This window comes from Gilliamella sp. B2785, from assembly GCF_026537005.1.
Classification (GTDB): domain Bacteria; phylum Pseudomonadota; class Gammaproteobacteria; order Enterobacterales; family Orbaceae; genus Gilliamella; species Gilliamella apicola_E.
This window is the reverse complement of sequence record NZ_JAFNNC010000003.1, coordinates 171,378-191,082: the sequence shown is the minus strand read 5'-3', so window position 1 is coordinate 191,082 and position 19,705 is coordinate 171,378. Positions and strand designations below refer to the sequence as shown.

The following is a 19,705-nucleotide window of genomic DNA, read 5'->3' as shown; positions in this document are numbered from 1 at the left end:
AGAAGTACGCGAATGGATGCTTGATAGTAATAATTATGAATTAGAATATTATAAAATTAACCGCAGCAGGGGTGGAAAGCTAAACGAAACGTATAAACCTCCGCTAAAATAAAAACAGAGATAAAATATGGCAAGTATAGAATTACCGGAAGAACTACAAAGTAAAATTAATACATTAGTTTTAAAAGCAAGAGATAGCATACAAAAGAAACACTATTCAGAATTTATCAAATTTCAATATGAAAAGTGGGATCTATTACCTGAACCTAAAAGTCAATGGGAAGAAAGTTATAGAATAGCAAAAATAATGATTACATTTTTCATAAAATATAATATTAATTTTTCAGAAGCTAAAAAATGGTTAATGACGTTAAAAAAACTAGATGATATCCAAAAACAACATCCAGGTGAATTTTTTTTAATGAAAGGTAAAATTGAATATGAGGAAAAAAAATATGATGAAGCTTTTGAATCTTTTTCTATTGCTTTTACAAAATCAGAAGGTCATTGTTTTGGACAAGAAGATAAAATTTATCAAGAGTTTTATTTAGAATACAAGAAGTAGTAACAAATATACCTACAAACCTCCGCTAAAATAAAAAAGAGATAAAAATTATGGCAGTATTAGACAAAAAATTACAGGATGAAATTGATACATGGATTTAATCAATATGAAAATAAAATATCGATTTTTTAAAAATTTTTCCTTAAAAGAAGTTCGTAAATTAAAAAATATAAATATTTATGTCGATGTGGGATGTGATGCTTTTACATTCTATGAAAATGACGAAATGAACGAGCAACTTCAATCCATATTCGGAAGCAATTATAAAAACTATGTTACTGTTGCCAAAACAGAATTTTCAGAAAACGAAAGAATTAATGCCGATTATTTATCAATTAAATCTAGTAAAATATTGGGATATCCTCAACCAGAAGACTTAGATGGAAATGATGAATTGGAAAAATTTCCTTTTAATGTTTTTCCTTATTTAAATAACGTATTTGAAATAACAAAAAAAGTGAAAATTTTGGAATTATTAGAGGAAAGCAAATTGGAAGTATCTCATTATTAAGCGAACCTAAATGGAATAAAAAAGGTATAGGAACAATATATTGGCTTGAAGATACATTTTTTACTACACCTTCAATTTATGAAAATATATTTAAACCACTAAATATACAAAGCAAAAGTGTAATTGGGTATGGTAATCAAAAACCTCTAGTTACAGTAGTTCAATTGTTACCACAAGGAATATCCTCATCTAAATTAAATATAAATGATAATAATATAGATGAGAAAACACATATCCCAGAGTGGGAAATTACTAGGTTTCATTTAAACAATAAAGGATTTTTTCCGTCTTTTGAAAATCATCCTGGAAATTTTGATTTTTTTGTATCTCAAGAAAATTTTGGTTCCGGTCATGCAAATTATAAAGAAGTCTTTGTATCGCAAAAGCTATATCAACTTTTAAAAAATAATAATATAAAAGGACTAGATTATTACCCAATAAAGAAGTAATAAACCGAAAATTCCACCGTTAGGGAAAGTAATGGAGAAAACCGTGAAAAATTATATTGATAATACTGCAAAATATTCCAACGCAAAACTAAACGGAGCAGAACTTTCAGAAGAAATTTTCCTTCAAGTTCAAAATATGAAAGGAGTTTTCCAAAAAGTATTAGACTATGCCAAAAAGAAAAACGTGACTATTATTTTTTGCTAGTTCAGCTTTTAAGTAAAATATTTTCAGACTTAAAAGCATAGCAATGAATAAGAACAACATTATCCAGTAAACATTTTTGTGGTTGTTTTGATGATGTGTTTCTCATTTAATTCATTACATGGATTAGAAATATGTGATATCTCTTTCCTCTTATTCTTTCCAATTAAATTTTTCACCCGACTGTTTTTTTTGTAAACACTCTTCAGTAGTATATTGTTGTGGGCAGGCAAAGCAGTCTTTTGTATTTTCATTGGTAAAATTTAAATCATCAGGGATTTTTATGATGCCATTTATTGGTTTTATCTCTTGACTTAAGCAGATCAAATTTGCATTTGTATTATCATAATCATCTTTTGCTATTTCAAATTTATAAGATATACGATCCCAACCAGTTTGTTTGAAAATTTCCAACTTATTATTTCTTTCTCGAATAAATAGCTCATAGGCGCTAACACCAATTCTGTTTTGTATTTCGACAATGACATAATCCAATTTATTTATCAAAGAAATTTCAAATACTTGATCATAGGTATTTAGATAATCTATAAGAAAAACTTCGGATTGCAAAATTAATTTCTGTGAAAAAACATTGAAAATATCTAAAATATAAGTATTTCCGAAATTATCTTTAATAATGGGTGACTTTGTATTAGCTGTTTCATTTATATTCTTTTTTTCATTAAAGAAACCAACTTCCGAATTTTCGTTATTTGATTGTTTATTACTACAACTACATAGTAATACTATAATAAAAAAGTAACTTATTTTATTTTTCATCACGTTATCCATCTTATTAAGTATCATATTTCATCGATACTTTTTATATCATTAATCGCCAGTAAATTATATCTAGCTCCGTTTGAATAAACCTTTAATAAAAATGCGTTATTTCGTGTTCGTATATTTGTTTTACTACAATATTTTGTAATTATTTCATGGTTAGTAACGGTTAAGTAAAGATTTGCATTATCTTGTTTAAAGTTAAATGCAGTGGGTTCTGTATTATTTTTTTTATATTGATAATAAAGGATAAATTTGAGTTTTTTAGGTAAAAAACCATCCATTTTTTCTTCATCATATATATAGTTTCCTTTCCCACAATAATCAGATAATGTTGCTTCAAATTGCACATTATCCACTTGTATAGAATCTATATTGTTAGGTATAGCATATATATTTGATAATGAGATTTTTTCACCATTTATTAGGGTGAGGGAATTACTAAGAATGAAGTTTACTTCTTCTGATTCTATATTTTTTTTAATGGCGTTAGACACATTTCCTTTGCTGCAATTAGCGATAAAGGGAACAAGTAAACAGAGAGCTATTATTTTCATTTTCTTTTAGATTTTCTTATTTGGGATACTATATATTTTTTTATATCCGGTTGGTGAAAAATAAGTATTTCTTTTATTAGCTACACCTTCAACTTTATATTTTTTGCATATAAAATACAATTTATTTTCATTGAAGGTACCTACGTTTTTATTTCCAATAGCATTATCATAAAATAATAAATATTTTCTAGCTGAATCATTCCTCATTCTCACTATTACAATAAAATGATCGGTGGTTTCATCCGTAATAGAAGAGCTAGGGTGATTATTAACTCGGTATTTCATTTTTAATTGAATCTTTACTTCATAAATACATGCATCAAGCTAAAACTATTTACCTTTTGGGTTTAGCCATACATTTTTCCAGTATTATTTTCATCTATAATTTTGATATTTTGATAAGACTTGCTCATTTTGATGAAATAAAATAAGAATATCTGCACTATCAATCACACTTAATTTATTGAAAATTAGCGGGAATAATACAAGAAGTATGTTCAAGGCTTTTTATTTAGATTTCGAGGCAAAAAAATATATTTTATTGAGACATCTTTATAAATGAGGTATAAAATTTATACACTGAAATTTAATTCTCATTGAAGGCAAACATGAAACGTAACGCAATTATCGCAATGTTTATGCTAGCAAGCTTATCTTGCGCCGCAGCAGAACATCACCCACATTGGGGGTATGAAGGACAGGAAAAACCAGAAAACTGGGGAAAACTTTCACCGGAATATTCAACTTGTGAAAATGGTAAAAATCAATCGCCAATCAATATTGATCATGTATTAAAAACAGAACATAGCAAGCTTAAACTTACTTTTGAAGCCGGTCAGCAAAATATTATTAACAACGGCCATACTATTGAGATCGATGTTTCCGGAAATAACCAATTAGAAATAGACGATGAAATATTCACATTACAACAATTTCATTTCCATACACCGAGTGAAAACACCATTAAAGGCAAATATTTCCCAATGGCAGCACACTTTGTTTATAAAAACAAAGATAATGAATTGGCCGTAATCGCATTAATGTTTAATAAAGGTGAGGCTAATTCAGAATTAGCAAAAGCATGGCAACAAATGCCGACAGAATCAGGAAAAAGCGCCATTTTAGCAAACGCCGTTGATATTAAGGCGTTATTCCCAAAGGAATTGAATTATTACCGTTTTAGCGGATCGTTAACAACACCTCCATGTACAGAAGGGGTAAGATGGATCGTGTTACAGCAACAATCCCAAGCTTCAGCAGAACAAATCGAAAAATTCCACTCGATCATGCACCATGATAATAATCGCCCAATTCAGCCATTACATGGACGGGTTATTGTTGATTAAATAAAACTTTTTCTGCTCTAATAGATATTAAGTCAATGGGCTTTACTGACATTTTGAACACCATAATTAAGTTAGTTTAGCCCTTTAAGTATTATCAGAAATCGATAAAGTATTTGCGACATCTACTTCCCTATCATTCACATAATATATAAATTCATTTCTTATTTTCTTCTTTAGATATTTCTTACGGTAAGCAATCTATATAATTTAAATTAGTTTTACTTATTTGAATGCAGGCATATGTGAAGTTTGACATTAACATATGTAGATTTAGTCATATGATTAAAAGTTTTACTCAGATAATAGAGCATTTATGAAGTGATAAAATGATTTTAGGGATTTAATATTGATTAAAATTAAATTGGTGGAGCTGGCGGGAGTTGAACCCGCGTCCGAAATCTCTACATCCTTGGTACTACATGCGTAGTTTGTCTTTGAATTTCGCCTACCTGCTGCGGACAAACACGCTACCGATAGACTAGCTTGATTAAGTTTAATGCTTACACCCCAAGCAAGGCTTCCACACGATCTCGTTTGGGTTTGACTCCTCTTTATCCCCGTCCTACGAGCGGAGGCTAGGGAGAGAAGGCTCTATGCAGGTTATTAAGCTGCTAGTGCGTAGTTTTCGTCGTTTGCGACTATTTTTTTGCGGTTTATTTACGAGGCCTACCGCACCTCGGCATGCACCTTGGGTTTCGCAAATCCCGTCGAATCCAGAATCAGCCCCAATTGTGGTATAAGTAATATTAGGGCATTATAGGTGAATTCAAGTAGTAATACAAGTTAACCTATTTCTGGATTTATCTATCTTTCCATTGGTCTTGCAGGTTTTAAAATAGCGATATTAATGGTATGCTTTTTTTGTTTTCTCTGAATTGAATAGTTAATATCAAATAGTGAAAACTGTATATTATTTTGATTTAGGATTGTTTTTAAATATTTAGCCAATCGATGAAGTAGAGGGAATAATAACAGATTTATCAATCCCTCCGTTTAGCTGGTTAATAGACATTATGTGTTCTTTGAGCTAGTTCTTTGATGATATCAGGATAAATTTTTTCTAAGGTATAAAACCGTAATAATATAATGGTGATTGCGCTTAATACTAAGGGTGCATAAATAAATAATACTTGTAAAGTAGTTAATACACTTTCAGGTTGATTAGCAATATCTGTCGCAATATATCCTGCCATTCCTAATATCCAACCAATTCCTCCGGAAGCAATACCACTGCCTAATATCGCGCTAAAGCTTCCTCCACTATAGACTAGGCCATCATTTCTAATGCCAAATTTCCATTCGCCATAATCGATGGTATTGGCTAGCATAGAATATGCATTTCCCATAATAGGTGCAAAACCTGCTCCTCGTAAGATAGTTCCAATTATTGCAATATAGGTATCATGAGGTGCAATTGCCATGATAATACTACCTAATATAATGGTTGCCATACCAACAATTATAAATGTTAAACGGCTCATTATTTTTAAAATATAAGCTGAGCACATTAATACTACAACTAACGGTAGTGCAAAAGCCATATTGATTAAACCGATAAGTTGGCTATCGGCCAAAAGATATTTTGCATAGTAAACACCTACACCATTGATTAGTCCTAAAATACTAAAACTTACTAACATGGTGAAGAACATTGTGACCCAATACTTATTTGCTAAAAGAGTTTTTAATGAAACACCAAGTGATGGTGCATTGTACTTAAATTGGTTAATTGGTTTAATCCGCTCTTTAGTATTAAAAAAAGTATAGAAAAAGGTAAAAATTAAAATTGCGGCATAAATTATCATGGTAAACTGCCAACCGCGTTCACCTCCACCAAAAAATTCGACTAAAGGTAGTGTAATATACGGAATGATTAACATGCTTGCAAAATAGCAAAGCATACGATAAGTATTTAATCGACTGCGTTGGTAAGAGTTTTGGGTCATTAATGCTGCTAGCGTGCCATAAGGGATATTGCTTGAAGTGTAAATAATCCAATGTATATTGAGCGTAATGGCAGCAAAAATTAATAATGCAAATTCACTCCAATTTTCTGGTGCACTAAATACCATTATCAAAGATAAACCAAATGGAATTGTCGACCATAAAATCCATGCTCTAGCTTTGCCATGTTTGCTTTTTGTTCTATCAACAATAAAACCCATAACGACATTAATCACAGCATCAAAAACACGTGAAAATAGTAGTACAGCTCCTAGTAAAGTAGCTGAAACTCCCACAATATCGGTATAATAGTAAAGCGCAAAGGTTCCAACGGTAACACCCGAAAAGCCTGTTGCAAAATCACCTAGTCCATAAGCGAGTTTTTCTTTAAATGAGATGTCATGGTCAGCCATATGACCATTGTTATCAATTACTGTTGTATTCATTATGATATCTCCAATGAATTTTCCATATTTAAATTACTGAAGATAATCGCCTATCTAAATTAAGGCTTTGATCATAAATAGTTGATGAAAGCCTTGATCATGATGATCATCTAACCTGATAGTTAAATGACCTGATAGGCACGATTACCATTTTTCTGGAAAACATCCTTCATTTGAAAAAGTATTATTTTTACAGCTTAAAGTTCCATCACTGACGGCGATTGCCAAGCTATTTCCTAATTGATCATAACCACGAACATTTAGCGCAGTACCATCTATGTATAAAGTAAATAGCGTATCATCAGCGATAATCTGTAACTCATATTCACGATCCGCTTCAAGATGAATAGGGCGCTCTAAACCTTTATTCATCACACGATACCAAGGATAACAAGGGGTTTTATCGAAAGTTAATCGGTTATCAACAAGCGAAAAAATAAAATCATATGATTCGCCAGTATGTTTATCTTTCATCAAACGGATGGAAAAATCTCGAGTACCTTTACTGAATTTAACTGTTGTTGAAAAACGGAATGTTTTGCCTGTATTTTCAATTAATAATTGTTCTTGACGTGCGTAAGGAGAATTAATTGAAAAATCATCAATTTTTTTTGGATGAATAAAAGCATTCCATAAACTATCCACTACTTTTACACCAAGTGTATGATCAGCTTTTTGATAAACTTCATGAGGTACAAAAGTTCCTGCCCATTGGAAATTTTTTAAATCATCATTATCTTCTTTTGTTGGTACCCAACCAAAAAGAATACGACGTTTACCGTCAAAAGCGGTTCTTGCTGCATAGTAAGCTCGCCCATCAAAAGCATCGTCGTCAGGGGTGATCCATGGACCTTCTAAAGATTGGCTCATGACGTAGCGAGTTTTACTTTGATCGCTATATTCGGTATAAATCAAATACCACCAATTTCCAATTTTGAATAAGTCAGGCATTTCAATCATGGTATATTTACCCGCTACCCAAAAATCACCTTGGAATTGCCAATTTTTTAAATCTTTTGATGTAAAAGCAACAACTCGACCCGATTGTTCTGTTTTTGGTCCTTTTAATCTTGCGCCTAGAATCAATAAATATTCTTGCTTTTCATCATTCCAAATTACCCAGGGATCTCGCCAATCACTAATGTCATAACCAGGTTGTGGTGTTAGTGTTATAAGTTGCGAGGATTTATGCCATGTTTTAAAATCGTCGCTCCAAGCATGTAATAATACTTGTGATGTTTTTCCCTCTTTCTCCCAATTACGGTTGTAACCTGTATAAAAAGCATGTCCTTTACCTTCTGCTTCGAAGACACATCCAGCATAGATAAACTGATCGACATCTTGTTCACCACCTTTTTTAATAGAATCTCCCAAATTTTGGTAATTAACAAAATCAGTCGTAGTGGCAAGTGACCATCCAAACGGTTCACCAAAAGGGCAAGGGTTGCGATTGTCGCGTTGATCATAAAGATAAAAAACCCCGTCTTTTCCAAATGGCATAATATCGCCAACCCAGTAGCCTTTTGGTTGATAATGTAATTTTTGCATTTTTTACTCCTTTTATTTATATGTGAATAAATGACATTTCTTTGTCATTCACTTTTGAAATAATTTATTTCATTTCATGTCAACCGCGTTCATATGTCAACCGCGTCCACAATTAGAATGTAAAATTTGTGAGGGATATCACTTATTCCGAAGTGATTTTGTGATGAATATCACTAAAAAATTTGATCTTAAAATTACAAATCAACTGAATGATTTACGTCATTATAAAAAGCATTATAATTATCTCGTTATAATATTAATGATAGTTAAAGGATGATTATGAAATTAAGCAGAGATGATGTTGCTAAACTAGCGGGTGTTTCCGCTACTACTGTTTCACGGGTATTAAATAATCGTGGATATATTAGTGCAACAACTCGTCAACGTGTGCAAGAAGCAATGGAAACGTTAGGATACTATCCTAATGAATTAGCACGTTCATTATCAAATAATAAAAGTAATTTAATAGGCTTGATTTTTCCAAGTTTAACTAATCCATTCCAAATGGAATTAATCAGTTATTTAGAAAGAATATTATCTCGCCAAGGTTATAAAATATTAATTTGCAACAGTCATCATAATCAAGAAGAGGAAAAAAATTTTTTATCGATGCTAAGGCGTCATCAGGTTGAAGGAGTCATAGTTAACTCTATGAATGAAAATTTAGCTGATTACCTAATACCCGATCTGAATATCGTCTCGATAGATCGAAAAATAAATGAAAAAATACCTGTTATTTCATGTGACAACTATGCTGGAGGACTTCTAGCTAGCCAACATTTAATAAAAAATGGTTGTAAGAAAATTCTTTATATTGGTTCGATTACAAATGATAAACAAGTTGATATGGATGCTAATAAACGGTATCAAGCTTACAAAGATAGCATTCAAGTTGCAGGTATTAAGTCAATTACACTTGATATGGATTTTTCAATTAGTTATGAAGAAAAATATCAGTTAATTAAAAAACGGTTACAGTCCCAAACTATTGATGGAGTATTAGCTGATGATTCATCAGCGATTGCAACAATTAATGCTGCGCGAGATTGTGGATTATCTTTACCTTCGCAATTACAAGTAGTTGGATTTGATGGTGCTGAATTAACTCTACAACATATGCCGTTTTTAACTACAATCCGTCAACCAATTCTACAAATTGCCCAAAATGCAGTATCGATACTGTTAGCAATGATTAATGGTGAACCCTATCAAAGCATAACTAATTTACCAATTAGCTTGTATCAAGGTTATGATAATTCATTTTAAGTGATTTTATATATAAAAAAATTCAACAAATAAATATTTATAAATCAATCGCATACAATAATTTATATAAAAACTTTAAATTTTTTTGAAATTATTTGGAACTTTTTATGATTTAGTCTGTCTATATAATCAGATTACGTTAATTCATTTTTTGCCTTCCACTCAATTTTTGAGTGGATTTTTTTTATCTACTGCTTTTACTAATTCAATTGCACGCTTTTCTAATATTCAAATAATCTGCATAAATAATTGATGTATGGAAACATATTGAAAAAAGATTAGCAGCAAGTTAATCTAGCCGATCTTAAATTTCTATTAAAATAGTGATATTTTTATCATGACCAAGCCTTTTTTCTATATTTTTATTTTTTGTATGTCCAATCTGACAACCAAATGATAGGGAAATGATTAACATATAAATAGTAGATGGAGAGTAAGAACTTAAATGTTATTTTCATTGAGGACAAGAGGGCATCTGATTGCTTTGATGACAGTGTTTCTATGGGGAACCACTTTCATTGCCACTAAAGTATTGTTAATCGATTTTAAACCTATTGAAATCTTATTTTACCGGTTTGGGTTGGGTTATTTAACGCTTTGGATTTTAGCGCCACGGATCTTTGCTTGGCAAGGTTTAAAACAAGAGTTGATGTTTTTGTGTGCCGGGTTTTGTGGTGTAACCTGCTATTTTTTATGTGAGAATATTGCCTTAACTTATACCACTGCCTCAAACGTAGGGGTGATTACCACATTATCGCCCGTGTTTACCGCACTTTTATCGATCTTCTTTTTAAAAACTGAACGGCCAGCTAAGCGATTTTATATCGGGTGTTTATTTGCAATCTTCGGCGTTGGATTAATAAGTTTAAATGGTAAATTTGTACTGTCACTTAATCCGTTGGGTGATCTGCTTGCGGTAGGTGCCTGCTTGTTTTGGGCATGTTATTCAATTTTGACTAAAAAATGCAGTCATTATGGATACAATACGATTTTATTAACACGACGCTTCTTTTTTTATGGTTTAGTGATGATGTTACCAGCGTTGTATCTGTTTGATTTCAAATGGGGACTGGAGCGCTTCACGCACACGGCTAATCTTTTTAATATTCTATTCTTAGGCGTAGGGGCTTCGGCTATCTGTTTTGCTTCCTGGAATTATGCGGTGAAATTAGTTGGTGCAGTAAAAATTAGTATCTATCTGTATTTAGTTCCAATTTTAACCATTATTGCTGCAGTCGTTATTTTAAATGAGCCTTTTACTTGGATCGCGGCTATCGGTACGTTATCAACCCTCATTGGGGTATTGTTATCAGAAGGAAAAATCAGAATCAGCAAGCATTGATCTTATAAATCAGGTGAATCACTAAAAGGGGCTATTGCCCCTTTTTTGCTTATTTTAAGGTGTTATGCGTTTATCGATCGCTTCCATAATGATTTGACCGAGATGCGTATAGTTTTCATCAAAATGGTGACCACCAGGTAATTTATAAGCCTCTCCTTTCATCTCTGGCTGTAGACAACCGGTATCTTCTTTTTCTTCTTCACCATAGATGCAAAATAATTTATTTGCTGGAATCTGATTTACTTCCGGCGCGGTTTTCATTTCATCGCCAGATTGACCAAGCCAGCCACTTACTTCTATTTCGAAATTAGCGTCTTTTGAAAAGGCAATCATAATTAAAGCTTGTACACTTTCTTGATCGTTTTTGGATAATCGATTGTATAGTGCAGGTAAGATATCACCACCAAATGAATAGCCAGCTAAAATAAATTTATTAACGCCCCATTTATCCCGATATTCTTGCATTAAATGAGTAAGATCTTTAGCACTACGTTCAACGGAACGATGTTGCCAAAATAGTTTTAGTGCATCAACACCAACGACAGAATAACCATGAGAAGCCATATACTCTGCCGAAACCTTGTCTAAATCTCGCCAACCGCCATCACCTGAATAATAAAAAGTAACACTATTGGGATGCGATTGTTTACCTTTAGCGGGTAATTCTATTACTGGTAATGATTCATGCTCACCAAATAAAATAGATGGTAAATGTAAACTTAACAGTTCAATTGGTGATGCTTGATATTCGCCAATTTTGGTGGTTACTTTAATCTGCTTTTGTTGTCGAGGAAAAATGGCAACTTGTTCATCTGGTGGATTATTCCAAATTACTTGCCATTCTCCATGGTTTGCCTGAGCGGGTAAAGGTGCATCACAATCTTTATGATCTAATGTAAATTCAATCGATAAAGCTTTGGCATCATCATTTTGTTGGGTTAACCACCGATAAGCAAAGGCGGCACCTTCTTGCATACCAGCAACAACAAACTTATCTTCATTTAAGACTTTCTGTGCTTGCTCAAAACGAGTTTGCTGCTTTGCACAACTTCCTTGCGGTTCTAATTCAAACTGTACTAATTTAGCACCTGTTGATTCAGATAAACTTAATAATTGATCAGCCGTAAAATGATTATCTTTAGTGGCAACAATTATAGCAGCAGCCTCAGCTGATTGTTTTGGGGTAGCCGATAAGATAGAAAAGTTTTGATTAATGGCTATGGTATTTACAGAAGCGGTTCGTTGGTTTTTATAAAAATACCAACCTACGACTATGCAAACTGCAATGAATACTAAAATCATAAAGAATAAAATATAACGTATGATATTTTTCATCTTATTTGTTCTTATTGTGAGTTAAATTCGTTTTACCGCCAGAAATTAACATAGTGGTGTCAATCAAGGCGACCAAAGGATCAAGTCCATTGGGAACCGCCATATAACGTGGTTCCCAATGAGTAGCAAATTTTTCTTTAAAGCGACGTAAACCTTGGAAGTTATAAAAACGTCCACCACGTCGAAAAACTAACGCCCCTAAGCGTTGGATCATTGGCGCACCACGTCGCCTTTGCATACCCGCAAGCGGGACCATCCCTAAACTAAAGTACTGATAGCCTTTTTCCTGATAATGTAGAATCAATCCTACCATCAAAAATTCCATAGTGGATTTAGGAATATCTTGTAAAACTCGCATTAAATCAATGGTTGCACTGTAGTTTTGATTGGTTTCAAGTAAATTCACAAAAGCAATAATTTTGCCTTGGTATTCAATAACTGCAATGGTGAAATTATCTAAATAAGATTTGGAAAAAGCGCCTAACGAAAATTTCTTTTCTTTTGAGTGTTTGTTTTTTAACCATGCATCCGAGACTATTTTTAGCTCATCAAGCGGTGCAGTACCTGGTGGATAAAATTTTAAACTAAGTCCATCACGTTGCCCGCGATTCCAAGTATATCGAAGATCTTTATAACCTTTTGATGTTAAATCAAATTCATTTAAATTAACTAACGCTTCTTCACCAAGTTTGACCACTCTAAGCCCTATATCCATATAGAATGGTAAATTGTTTGCTCTAACTTGGTAAAAAACTGGGCGTAAATGGTGTTGATCACAAAGATCCCTAAATTCCCATATTAAATCTGCGCGCGCACTATCATTACCAATCGGATCATAAAGCGCAACCATACTTCTTCCTCGCCTTGCATACATGATAAAAGCGGTTTTTGATTGATTGAAAAGTAATGATTTATCACCACTCATCACTAATCCGCCTTCAGGTTGCTTCGAGTTGAGGATGATTTGATGGGCTTCGCTCAATTCTTCTTTAGTGGGAATGGTTAAGATGGGTAATGCCGGTTTGAAAGACCAAAATAACATCACACCACTTAATAATATAAAACTCCCTAATGCTGCACGCAAGGCTCGAGGAACACGGCTATCTAATTCAAATTGCCACCATAAATTGTGACTATAAGGAATATCTTGATAAATAAATAAGATTAGCCAAACAAATAGGATAAGTAAGCCAAAAGTGATCACAAAGGATTTTAACGAAAAGGGCAAAATACTTAGTCGGCTTTTACGATAAAAGGCGTGTCTAAAATAGAACAATGATATTGCTATCGATAATAAAGTAAAGGCTTCAATCCAATGTAAACCTCTTAGCAATGAGCAGATACTACCTAATATCAACAATATAACGGACAATCCCCAAGCAGAATAAAGTCGGCGACGTAATCCCATCGCTAGTAATAAACATAAAACACCAATTAAGCTGGCAGTTAAATGGGCAAAATTGACGATTTTGTTAGGAATGAAGGTGTTGACAAAATGATGATTGAATCCAGGGATGACACTTGAAAACATCATCACCACTCCAGCAAAGAATACCGAGGCGGCCATAATTGTTGCAGCAATGCCAGTATCGGTTTCTTTTACTTGTGGAACAGAAAGAAAGTTTTTACCTTCATTAATTAACAGCAAAATTCCTGCGGGAATGAGTGGTAATATAATATATATTAATCGATAAATAACTAAAGCAATAGTTAATGATGCCGCACCAATTTGAGATGAAAAAGCGGCTAATATAATTGCTTCAAATATACCAACACCACCCGGAACATGACTAAGCACCCCTGCTACTAAAGCAAGAATATAAATCATGATAAAAACAATAAAATTTGGCTTATTTGGTAATAAGAAATAGAGGATCGCACCAGCTAAAATAGCATCTAGTAAGGTAATTAAAAATTGACTACTAGCTAAACGCCAGTTAGGTAAACGAATTTTCCAATGAAAAAATTGGTATAAATGCGTATCTTTATTAGGTTTTTCAGACAATCGATGAGCATGTAAAAATAATAATACACTGGCATAAATGATAAATACTGCACTACATATTAACTCGATACTGATTACTGAAGTATGTAGTGCTATTGTGGTCTTTTCAATATGAATTAGTGCCGCGATTGATGCTAATAAAGGTAAGGTAAAGCCTAATGAAAGAGTAACAAAAATTGACATCCTTGCTACATCTATAGTGGTTAATCCATATTTGAAATAGAGCCGACAACGAATGGCGCCACCTGATAATGCTGATAATCCGACAGCATTACCAATCGCCGAAGCACAAATACCGCCGACCGCAATTGTTGATAATTTTAGTTCAACACCTGCATAACGTGCAGCTGACCATTCATAGCAGATAAGCATAATATAACTAGCTATTGCTGATAAACACGAAAGTAAAATTGCATGGTAAGGAAGTTGGTGTAGAGCTGACTTTAAATCGTTAATATTGATGGTTTTTAATAAATGCCAACACACTACCAGTGCAATACAAAAAATAGATAGTCCAAATAGTAGAGCGATGAATTGACGATATCGAGTGAAGCATTCTATAAGTTGCCATGGCAAAACTTTACGTGTTGATATTTTCACTTAATCAACTCCAGTTAGTTGCACTGATTATGAATTTTGATTAGCGCATTCTACCTCTCGGAATTAGTGAAAACAATCGAAAGAAATTAAAAAAAATATAAAAAAAACATTAAATACTAGGCATTTTTTAGTAAATGAGGCCAAACAGTCATTAATTATGATACCAATTTAGGATTAATGATTTTTTTTAATTGATTTTATTCATTTTTTATAATTAATTTCTTTGTAAAAATTATTAATTAAAAGGATAAATAGCGGTTGAGTTTTAACTGCGGTAATATAAACAATATTCAGGTTTTAATAAAATCTTACACTAAATTTTAATAAGCATAATAAAATGACTATATCACCCCAAACCACTCTTAATAACGTTAAAATGTATGTAAAGCAAAAGCTCTCCCATGATTTTTCTGGTCATGATATGGCGCATATTGAGCGAGTGGTTAAATTAGCCCAAAAAATTCTTAACCACCAGCCACAAGCAAATGCTTTTATTGTGTTGATGAGTGCTTATTTACATGATGTTATTGATGAAAAAGTTACGGAAGATGTTGATAGTGCCATAATTGAATTAAAAGAGTATTTACGCAGTTTGAAATTAACATCAGCCGAAATTAATGCTATTTTCGATATTATTGAAAATATGTCCTATCGAAAAAATCTTTCACAAAAAGCCACATTATCGCTCGAAGGGCAAATTGTTCAAGACGCGGATCGCCTTGATGCAATTGGCGCTATTGGCATTGGGCGCACTTTTTATTATGGTGGTAATAAACACAATATCATGCATGATCCCAATGTCCCGCCTCGAATCAAACTTGATGAAAAAAATTATAAACAGACCAATACCGTAATTAATCACTTCTATGAAAAATTATTTTTACTTAAAGATATGATGAATACTGACACCGCTAAACAAATGGCCGAACAGCGCCATGAAATATTGGTTAAATTTGTCAATCAATTTGAACAAGAATGGCTTGGCATTGATTGATTTTATCCATCTATTATTTTTATTTAGATAGGTATTGGCGCACCAATTATTGAAAGAACAATAGGTAATGTAATTAAACTCAACAAAGTACTCACCAAAGTTGCACTAGATACCAGTTCAGGATGAGTATCAAATTGTACTGACATTAAGGTCGTATTGGCTGCACTTGGCATTGCGGCTAAAACGATAAGAATTTGTTTATACATGGGTGACAGTGGCATAAAATAAACCATCGCAAAAGCCACTATTGGTGATATAACCATTCTTGCAGTTAAAGCAAATGAGAGCTTTGGGTAATCAAGTTGGGTAATTTTTATTTTAGCCAGCTGCATTCCGAGAATAATCATAATGATGACAATAGATGAGTCACCGATCATTCCAATTGAAGTCATAATAGATTTTGAAAGTGGAATGTGACAAAGCTGGAAAATAATTCCGGCAAAAGCACCATAGGCAACTGGCATTCTAATCACTTTTTTTATTACATCTTTTTGACTCACAATATCACTATGTGTACTGCCTTTAGCCGCATAATAAATACCAACGGTGCTCATAACAAATTGTTGTAACACCATCATAATGACACCTAAATCGAATCCAAGCGATCCAAAAAACACCAGTAATACTGGGGTGCCATAATTACCATTGTTCATAAAGCATGAACTTAAAATCAACGCACAACGCTCTTTTACCGAATAGCGCATAGCAATTGACCACATGCTGACAATAAATACCAAAGAAAAGCAGAGTCCAAAGATATAGGCAATATAGATAAAATAGTCACTGGTTAAGGTATGTGTGTAAAACGTTTTAAAAGCCAAAAAAGGTGAAAGCACATACAGCGACATTTTGGAAAGATTGGCGACATCAAACTTCAGAACTTTTTGGGCAATAAATCCTACAATAAAAATAGAAAAAATAGGAAATAAAATAATAAAAAATTGCATTGTGTTAACTTTTCGATAATTAGTTTATTGAATCTATAGCCAATACTATCGATTCGCGTAGTTTTTGACAGGTGTTATCATCAAGGGCTTTATTGTGTTTATCTGTTAGAATAAACAGATCTTCAATATGCTCACCAATTGTCGCTATTTTAGCACTACTCAACGATAAGTCTAACTTTGCAAAGACTTCACCAACACAAGCAAGTAATCCCGGTTTATCAAGTGCGATTAATTCCATATAAGTATCGTTAATTGAAGAGACAAAGTTAACTTGAGTCGGAACAGAAAATGATCGTAATCTTTGTTTAGTCGGCTTAATCGTCACACCTTTATAAACTGATTGATGAAGAACTTTATTTAAAGTTTGAATGATATCTTGGTGACGATTTTCAGGCACCACTTGCCCATTAGGTTCAAGTACAATAAAAGTATCAAGCGCAAATCCATTTTTATTGGTAATAATTAAAGCATCATGAATACTTAAATTTAGCATACTTAAAGCATTACATGCCGCTGCAAATAGGAAAGGTCTATCTGATGAGTAGATAATTATTTCCGTACCACCATGATAAGGATTTGGATTAATTGAAACGAGTGTTTGATTCAATTCATGGTTCAAAAGAAGCTGTACATGCCAAGCAATCTGTTCAGCGGTATATCGCAAAAAGTAGTCAACACGATAGCTTTGCCAAAAATGTTTAATGGATTGTTCATCGTAATTTTGTGCAAGCAATTGAGCTAGTGCTTGCTGTTTATGTTGGCGTGCAATACTGCGTTGTTCTGGTATTTGATGAATGCCAGAATCAAGCGAGCGCTTGGCTGTTAGATAAAGCTCACGCATTAAGCTCTGTTTCCAGCTATTCCACAAGGTTTCATTGGTTGCACAAACATCGGCAACCGTTAAACAAAGCAAATACTGTAATCGTCGTTTGCTTTTAACCAGTTGAACAAATTCACGAATAACTTCCGGATCTTGCAGATCACGGTTTTGGGCTGTTACTGACATCAATAAATGATAACGAACTAACCAGACAATCAAATCAGTATCTTTCGCATCTAATTCATGTAATTGACAGAAAGATTCCACTAATTTTGCGCCAATTTCCGAATGATCGCCATGCCGTCCTTTGCCAATATCATGAAATAATCCGGTAATAATAAGCAATTCAGGTTTTGATAATTTAGCCAATGCCATTGAACTATTTGGATGTTTTTGTTTGCCATCTTCTGAACGTAAAAGATCCAGTTCTAGCAATAAACGGATAGTATGTTCATCTACGGTATAAGCATGAAATAAATCAAACTGCATCATTCCTGAAATCTGTTGCCAACCGGGAATATAAACCGCCAGAATGCCATATTGATGCATGGGTAAAATGGCTTTTTTGATTGCATCAGGATGTTTGATGATCTTCATAAACAACGTTCTTGCCTCTGGCTTTTCACATAATAAATACGTGAGTTTTCGCCTTGCAGAACGGAGTTGTCTAATGGTATTAGAGTAAAGTCCGGTAATTTGAGGATTAAGTAAAAGCGTATAGAACAGCTTAAGAATCGTTACCGGATCATCAGTAAAAACACTATTATGTTTAACATCAATAAGGTTATCTCTACTTTGGAAATGCTCATCGATATCATAAGTTTTATATTGTGAGTAACTTTTCAATATTGATTCATCAAATAACTGTAAAAGCATTTGATTGAGTTCAGTAATATTATGTGCTACCCGATAATAATCATGCATCATGTTTTCAACCGGGGCATTTCCTTCTCCACTATAACCTAACATTTTAGCGATGCTTAACTGGCGATCGAATAGTAGGCGGTTGTCATAGCGGTTAATAACACAATGCAGGGCAAAACGCATCCGCCATAAAAATTTGCGACAGGCTTTGAATTCTTCGACTTCCTCGGGTGTGAGATAATCAAAATGTCCAATTTTTTGCAAAAACTCTCCCCCAAAATGGCGAATAGCTAACCATTGGATAATTTGCATATCACGCAAGCCACCAGGACTATTTTTTAAATCGGGCTCTAAATTATAGGTAGTGCTATGATATTGCTGATGTCTTTCTTGTTGTTCCTTGATTTTTGCGCGATAAAACGCTGGCGAAGGCCAAATTTTATCGCTAAAAATCTGTGTTTGGAGCTCCTTAAGTAATGACTCACTTCCTGCAATCAATCTTGATTCAATTAAGTTTGTCATAATTGTGATATCATTTTTAGCTTCTTGCAGGCAGGTCTTTAATGTTCTGACGCTGTGACCAATATCAAGATGAAGATCCCAAAGTAAACGAACTAGATCACCTATCTGTTTTTCAAGCTCTTTGGTGAGTGAGTTATCACTTAGTATCAAAATATCGATATCAGACAAAGGATGCAGTTCACAACGGCCATAACCACCAACAGCAATAAGTGCAATCCGATTTTTTTTAAATAGCGATGAAATTTGTTCTGGAATTTGATAGTAATGCCATAAACGTTCAAGTAGCTGATCGATAAATTGACTACGCAGGTGTACTAAATCATCAATATCCGCATTGTTTTCGAATTGAGTAATCGACCATTGTTGAAACGCATTGAGTTGCTGTTTTATATAAGGAACTGTGATTTGGTTATCATTAAAATTAAGCGGAGAGACAGAATAAAACAAATGCGCATTAGTCATAGTCATCATATCAAATTGAGATAATTCAATTGTCATATCGTCTCCCGATTTTAAAAGAGTGTCAAGTTAGAATACCTTTACTTTTAATTAAAGAGCATTTGCACCTTTTAAAATTGATTTTTGATTTTTTTGTTAAAATAATTGAGGAGTGTATACCGTTTGATTATATTTATTAAAGATACATTCACCTAATACAA

The 19,705-nt window shown here is 33.2% G+C and carries 17 protein-coding genes and 1 other RNA gene; 8 read left to right on the top strand and 10 right to left on the bottom strand.

The features are described 5' to 3' along the window. Positions 1-127: 127 nt before the first annotated feature. The 4 genes from J3U24_RS05150 to J3U24_RS05135 all read left to right on the top strand — a co-directional run bounded on the left by J3U24_RS05150 (position 128) and on the right by J3U24_RS05135 (position 1,730). Positions 128-565 carry a hypothetical protein gene (locus J3U24_RS05150; protein ID WP_267337121.1) on the top strand — a complete coding sequence of 146 codons (438 nt, stop codon included), beginning with the start codon at positions 128-130 and terminating at the stop codon, positions 563-565. A 106-nt stretch (positions 566-671) separates the two neighbouring features. Then, the gene (locus J3U24_RS05145; RefSeq protein ID WP_267337120.1) at positions 672-1,076 is read left to right on the top strand and encodes a hypothetical protein; all 405 of its coding nucleotides are present in this window, start codon (positions 672-674) and stop codon (positions 1,074-1,076) included. Positions 1,077-1,240: 164 nt separating this feature from the next. Further along, positions 1,241-1,525 carry a hypothetical protein gene (locus J3U24_RS05140; RefSeq protein ID WP_267330411.1) on the top strand — a complete coding sequence of 95 codons (285 nt, stop codon included), beginning with the start codon at positions 1,241-1,243 and terminating at the stop codon, positions 1,523-1,525. Between the two features lie 31 nt (positions 1,526-1,556). After that, entirely contained in the window at positions 1,557-1,730 is a 174-nt protein-coding gene (locus J3U24_RS05135; RefSeq protein ID WP_267337119.1) for a hypothetical protein, read from the top strand. Positions 1,731-1,880: 150 nt separating this feature from the next. Here the strand turns inward: J3U24_RS05135 and J3U24_RS05130 are convergent, their stop codons facing one another. The 3 genes from J3U24_RS05130 to J3U24_RS05120 are packed head-to-tail and all read right to left on the bottom strand — an operon-like array spanning position 1,881 to position 3,352. Next, entirely contained in the window at positions 1,881-2,507 is a 627-nt protein-coding gene (locus J3U24_RS05130; RefSeq protein ID WP_267337117.1) for a hypothetical protein, read from the bottom strand. A 23-nt stretch (positions 2,508-2,530) separates the two neighbouring features. After that, positions 2,531-3,067, bottom strand: a complete 537-nt coding sequence (locus tag J3U24_RS05125) for a hypothetical protein (protein ID WP_267330414.1) — start codon at positions 3,065-3,067, stop codon at positions 2,531-2,533. Between the two features lie 6 nt (positions 3,068-3,073). Beyond that, the gene (locus J3U24_RS05120; RefSeq protein ID WP_267337115.1) at positions 3,074-3,352 is read right to left on the bottom strand and encodes a hypothetical protein; all 279 of its coding nucleotides are present in this window, start codon (positions 3,350-3,352) and stop codon (positions 3,074-3,076) included. Positions 3,353-3,675: 323 nt separating this feature from the next. Here J3U24_RS05120 and J3U24_RS05115 point away from each other — a divergent pair, with 323 nt between their 5' ends. Then, on the top strand, positions 3,676-4,413 hold the full coding sequence (locus J3U24_RS05115) for a carbonic anhydrase (RefSeq protein ID WP_267337114.1): 738 nt from the start codon (positions 3,676-3,678) through the stop codon (positions 4,411-4,413). A 362-nt stretch (positions 4,414-4,775) separates the two neighbouring features. Here the strand turns inward: J3U24_RS05115 and ssrA are convergent. From ssrA to J3U24_RS05100, 3 genes are all read right to left on the bottom strand, one after another. Next, positions 4,776-5,140: a transfer-messenger RNA gene (gene ssrA / locus J3U24_RS05110) on the bottom strand. A 274-nt stretch (positions 5,141-5,414) separates the two neighbouring features. Then, complete coding sequence (locus tag J3U24_RS05105) at positions 5,415-6,803, bottom strand: MFS transporter (RefSeq protein WP_081303387.1); 1,389 nt, start codon at positions 6,801-6,803, stop codon at positions 5,415-5,417. A gap of 144 nt (positions 6,804-6,947) precedes the next feature. Next, positions 6,948-8,351 (bottom strand): hypothetical protein, encoded by a 1,404-nt coding sequence (locus J3U24_RS05100; protein WP_267337113.1) that lies wholly within the window; start codon positions 8,349-8,351, stop codon positions 6,948-6,950. A gap of 279 nt (positions 8,352-8,630) precedes the next feature. Here J3U24_RS05100 and J3U24_RS05095 point away from each other — a divergent pair, with 279 nt between their 5' ends. Further along, complete coding sequence (locus J3U24_RS05095) at positions 8,631-9,617, top strand: LacI family DNA-binding transcriptional regulator (RefSeq protein ID WP_267337111.1); 987 nt, start codon at positions 8,631-8,633, stop codon at positions 9,615-9,617. A 445-nt stretch (positions 9,618-10,062) separates the two neighbouring features. Next, on the top strand, positions 10,063-10,959 hold the full coding sequence (locus J3U24_RS05090; RefSeq protein ID WP_267337110.1) for a DMT family transporter: 897 nt from the start codon (positions 10,063-10,065) through the stop codon (positions 10,957-10,959). 54 nt (positions 10,960-11,013) lie between these two features. Here the strand turns inward: J3U24_RS05090 and J3U24_RS05085 are convergent, their stop codons facing one another. Together J3U24_RS05085 and mprF are read right to left on the bottom strand one after the other, a co-directional pair. Next, on the bottom strand, positions 11,014-12,294 hold the full coding sequence (locus J3U24_RS05085) for a virulence factor family protein (RefSeq protein ID WP_267337108.1): 1,281 nt from the start codon (positions 12,292-12,294) through the stop codon (positions 11,014-11,016). Between the two features lies 1 nt (position 12,295). After that, positions 12,296-14,899 (bottom strand): bifunctional lysylphosphatidylglycerol flippase/synthetase MprF, encoded by a 2,604-nt coding sequence (mprF, locus tag J3U24_RS05080; protein WP_267337106.1) that lies wholly within the window; start codon positions 14,897-14,899, stop codon positions 12,296-12,298. 337 nt (positions 14,900-15,236) lie between these two features. On the opposite strand from mprF, the gene J3U24_RS05075 reads away from it, so the two are divergent. After that, positions 15,237-15,893 carry an HD domain-containing protein gene (locus J3U24_RS05075; protein WP_267337104.1) on the top strand — a complete coding sequence of 219 codons (657 nt, stop codon included), beginning with the start codon at positions 15,237-15,239 and terminating at the stop codon, positions 15,891-15,893. A 23-nt stretch (positions 15,894-15,916) separates the two neighbouring features. On the opposite strand, the gene J3U24_RS05070 is transcribed toward J3U24_RS05075, so the two are convergent. Further along, entirely contained in the window at positions 15,917-16,840 is a 924-nt protein-coding gene (locus J3U24_RS05070; protein WP_220225658.1) for an AEC family transporter, read from the bottom strand. 19 nt (positions 16,841-16,859) lie between these two features. Next, positions 16,860-19,544: a bifunctional uridylyltransferase/uridylyl-removing protein GlnD gene (glnD, locus tag J3U24_RS05065; protein ID WP_267337103.1), complete on the bottom strand. Its 2,685-nt coding sequence runs from the start codon at positions 19,542-19,544 to the stop codon at positions 16,860-16,862. Positions 19,545-19,705 lie beyond the last annotated feature (161 nt).

Excerpts from the sequence above, each read along its gene's own strand:
- J3U24_RS05095 (WP_267337111.1), top strand. The coding sequence starts at position 8,631 with ATGAAATTAAGCAGAGATGATGTTGCTAAACTAGCGGGTGTTTCCGCT.
- J3U24_RS05085 (WP_267337108.1), bottom strand. The coding sequence starts at position 12,294 with ATGAAAAATATCATACGTTATATTTTATTCTTTATGATTTTAGTATTC.
- J3U24_RS05120 (WP_267337115.1), bottom strand. The coding sequence starts at position 3,352 with ATGAAATACCGAGTTAATAATCACCCTAGCTCTTCTATTACGGATGAA.
- J3U24_RS05090 (WP_267337110.1), top strand. The coding sequence starts at position 10,063 with ATGTTATTTTCATTGAGGACAAGAGGGCATCTGATTGCTTTGATGACA.
- J3U24_RS05135 (WP_267337119.1), top strand. The coding sequence starts at position 1,557 with ATGGAGAAAACCGTGAAAAATTATATTGATAATACTGCAAAATATTCC.
- J3U24_RS05145 (WP_267337120.1), top strand. The coding sequence starts at position 672 with ATGAAAATAAAATATCGATTTTTTAAAAATTTTTCCTTAAAAGAAGTT.
- J3U24_RS05115 (WP_267337114.1), top strand. The coding sequence starts at position 3,676 with ATGAAACGTAACGCAATTATCGCAATGTTTATGCTAGCAAGCTTATCT.
- J3U24_RS05105 (WP_081303387.1), bottom strand. The coding sequence starts at position 6,803 with ATGAATACAACAGTAATTGATAACAATGGTCATATGGCTGACCATGAC.
- J3U24_RS05130 (WP_267337117.1), bottom strand. The coding sequence starts at position 2,507 with ATGAAAAATAAAATAAGTTACTTTTTTATTATAGTATTACTATGTAGT.
- J3U24_RS05070 (WP_220225658.1), bottom strand. The coding sequence starts at position 16,840 with ATGCAATTTTTTATTATTTTATTTCCTATTTTTTCTATTTTTATTGTA.
- J3U24_RS05125 (WP_267330414.1), bottom strand. The coding sequence starts at position 3,067 with ATGAAAATAATAGCTCTCTGTTTACTTGTTCCCTTTATCGCTAATTGC.
- J3U24_RS05150 (WP_267337121.1), top strand. The coding sequence starts at position 128 with ATGGCAAGTATAGAATTACCGGAAGAACTACAAAGTAAAATTAATACA.
- glnD (WP_267337103.1), bottom strand. The coding sequence starts at position 19,544 with ATGACAATTGAATTATCTCAATTTGATATGATGACTATGACTAATGCG.
- J3U24_RS05100 (WP_267337113.1), bottom strand. The coding sequence starts at position 8,351 with ATGCAAAAATTACATTATCAACCAAAAGGCTACTGGGTTGGCGATATT.
- J3U24_RS05075 (WP_267337104.1), top strand. The coding sequence starts at position 15,237 with ATGACTATATCACCCCAAACCACTCTTAATAACGTTAAAATGTATGTA.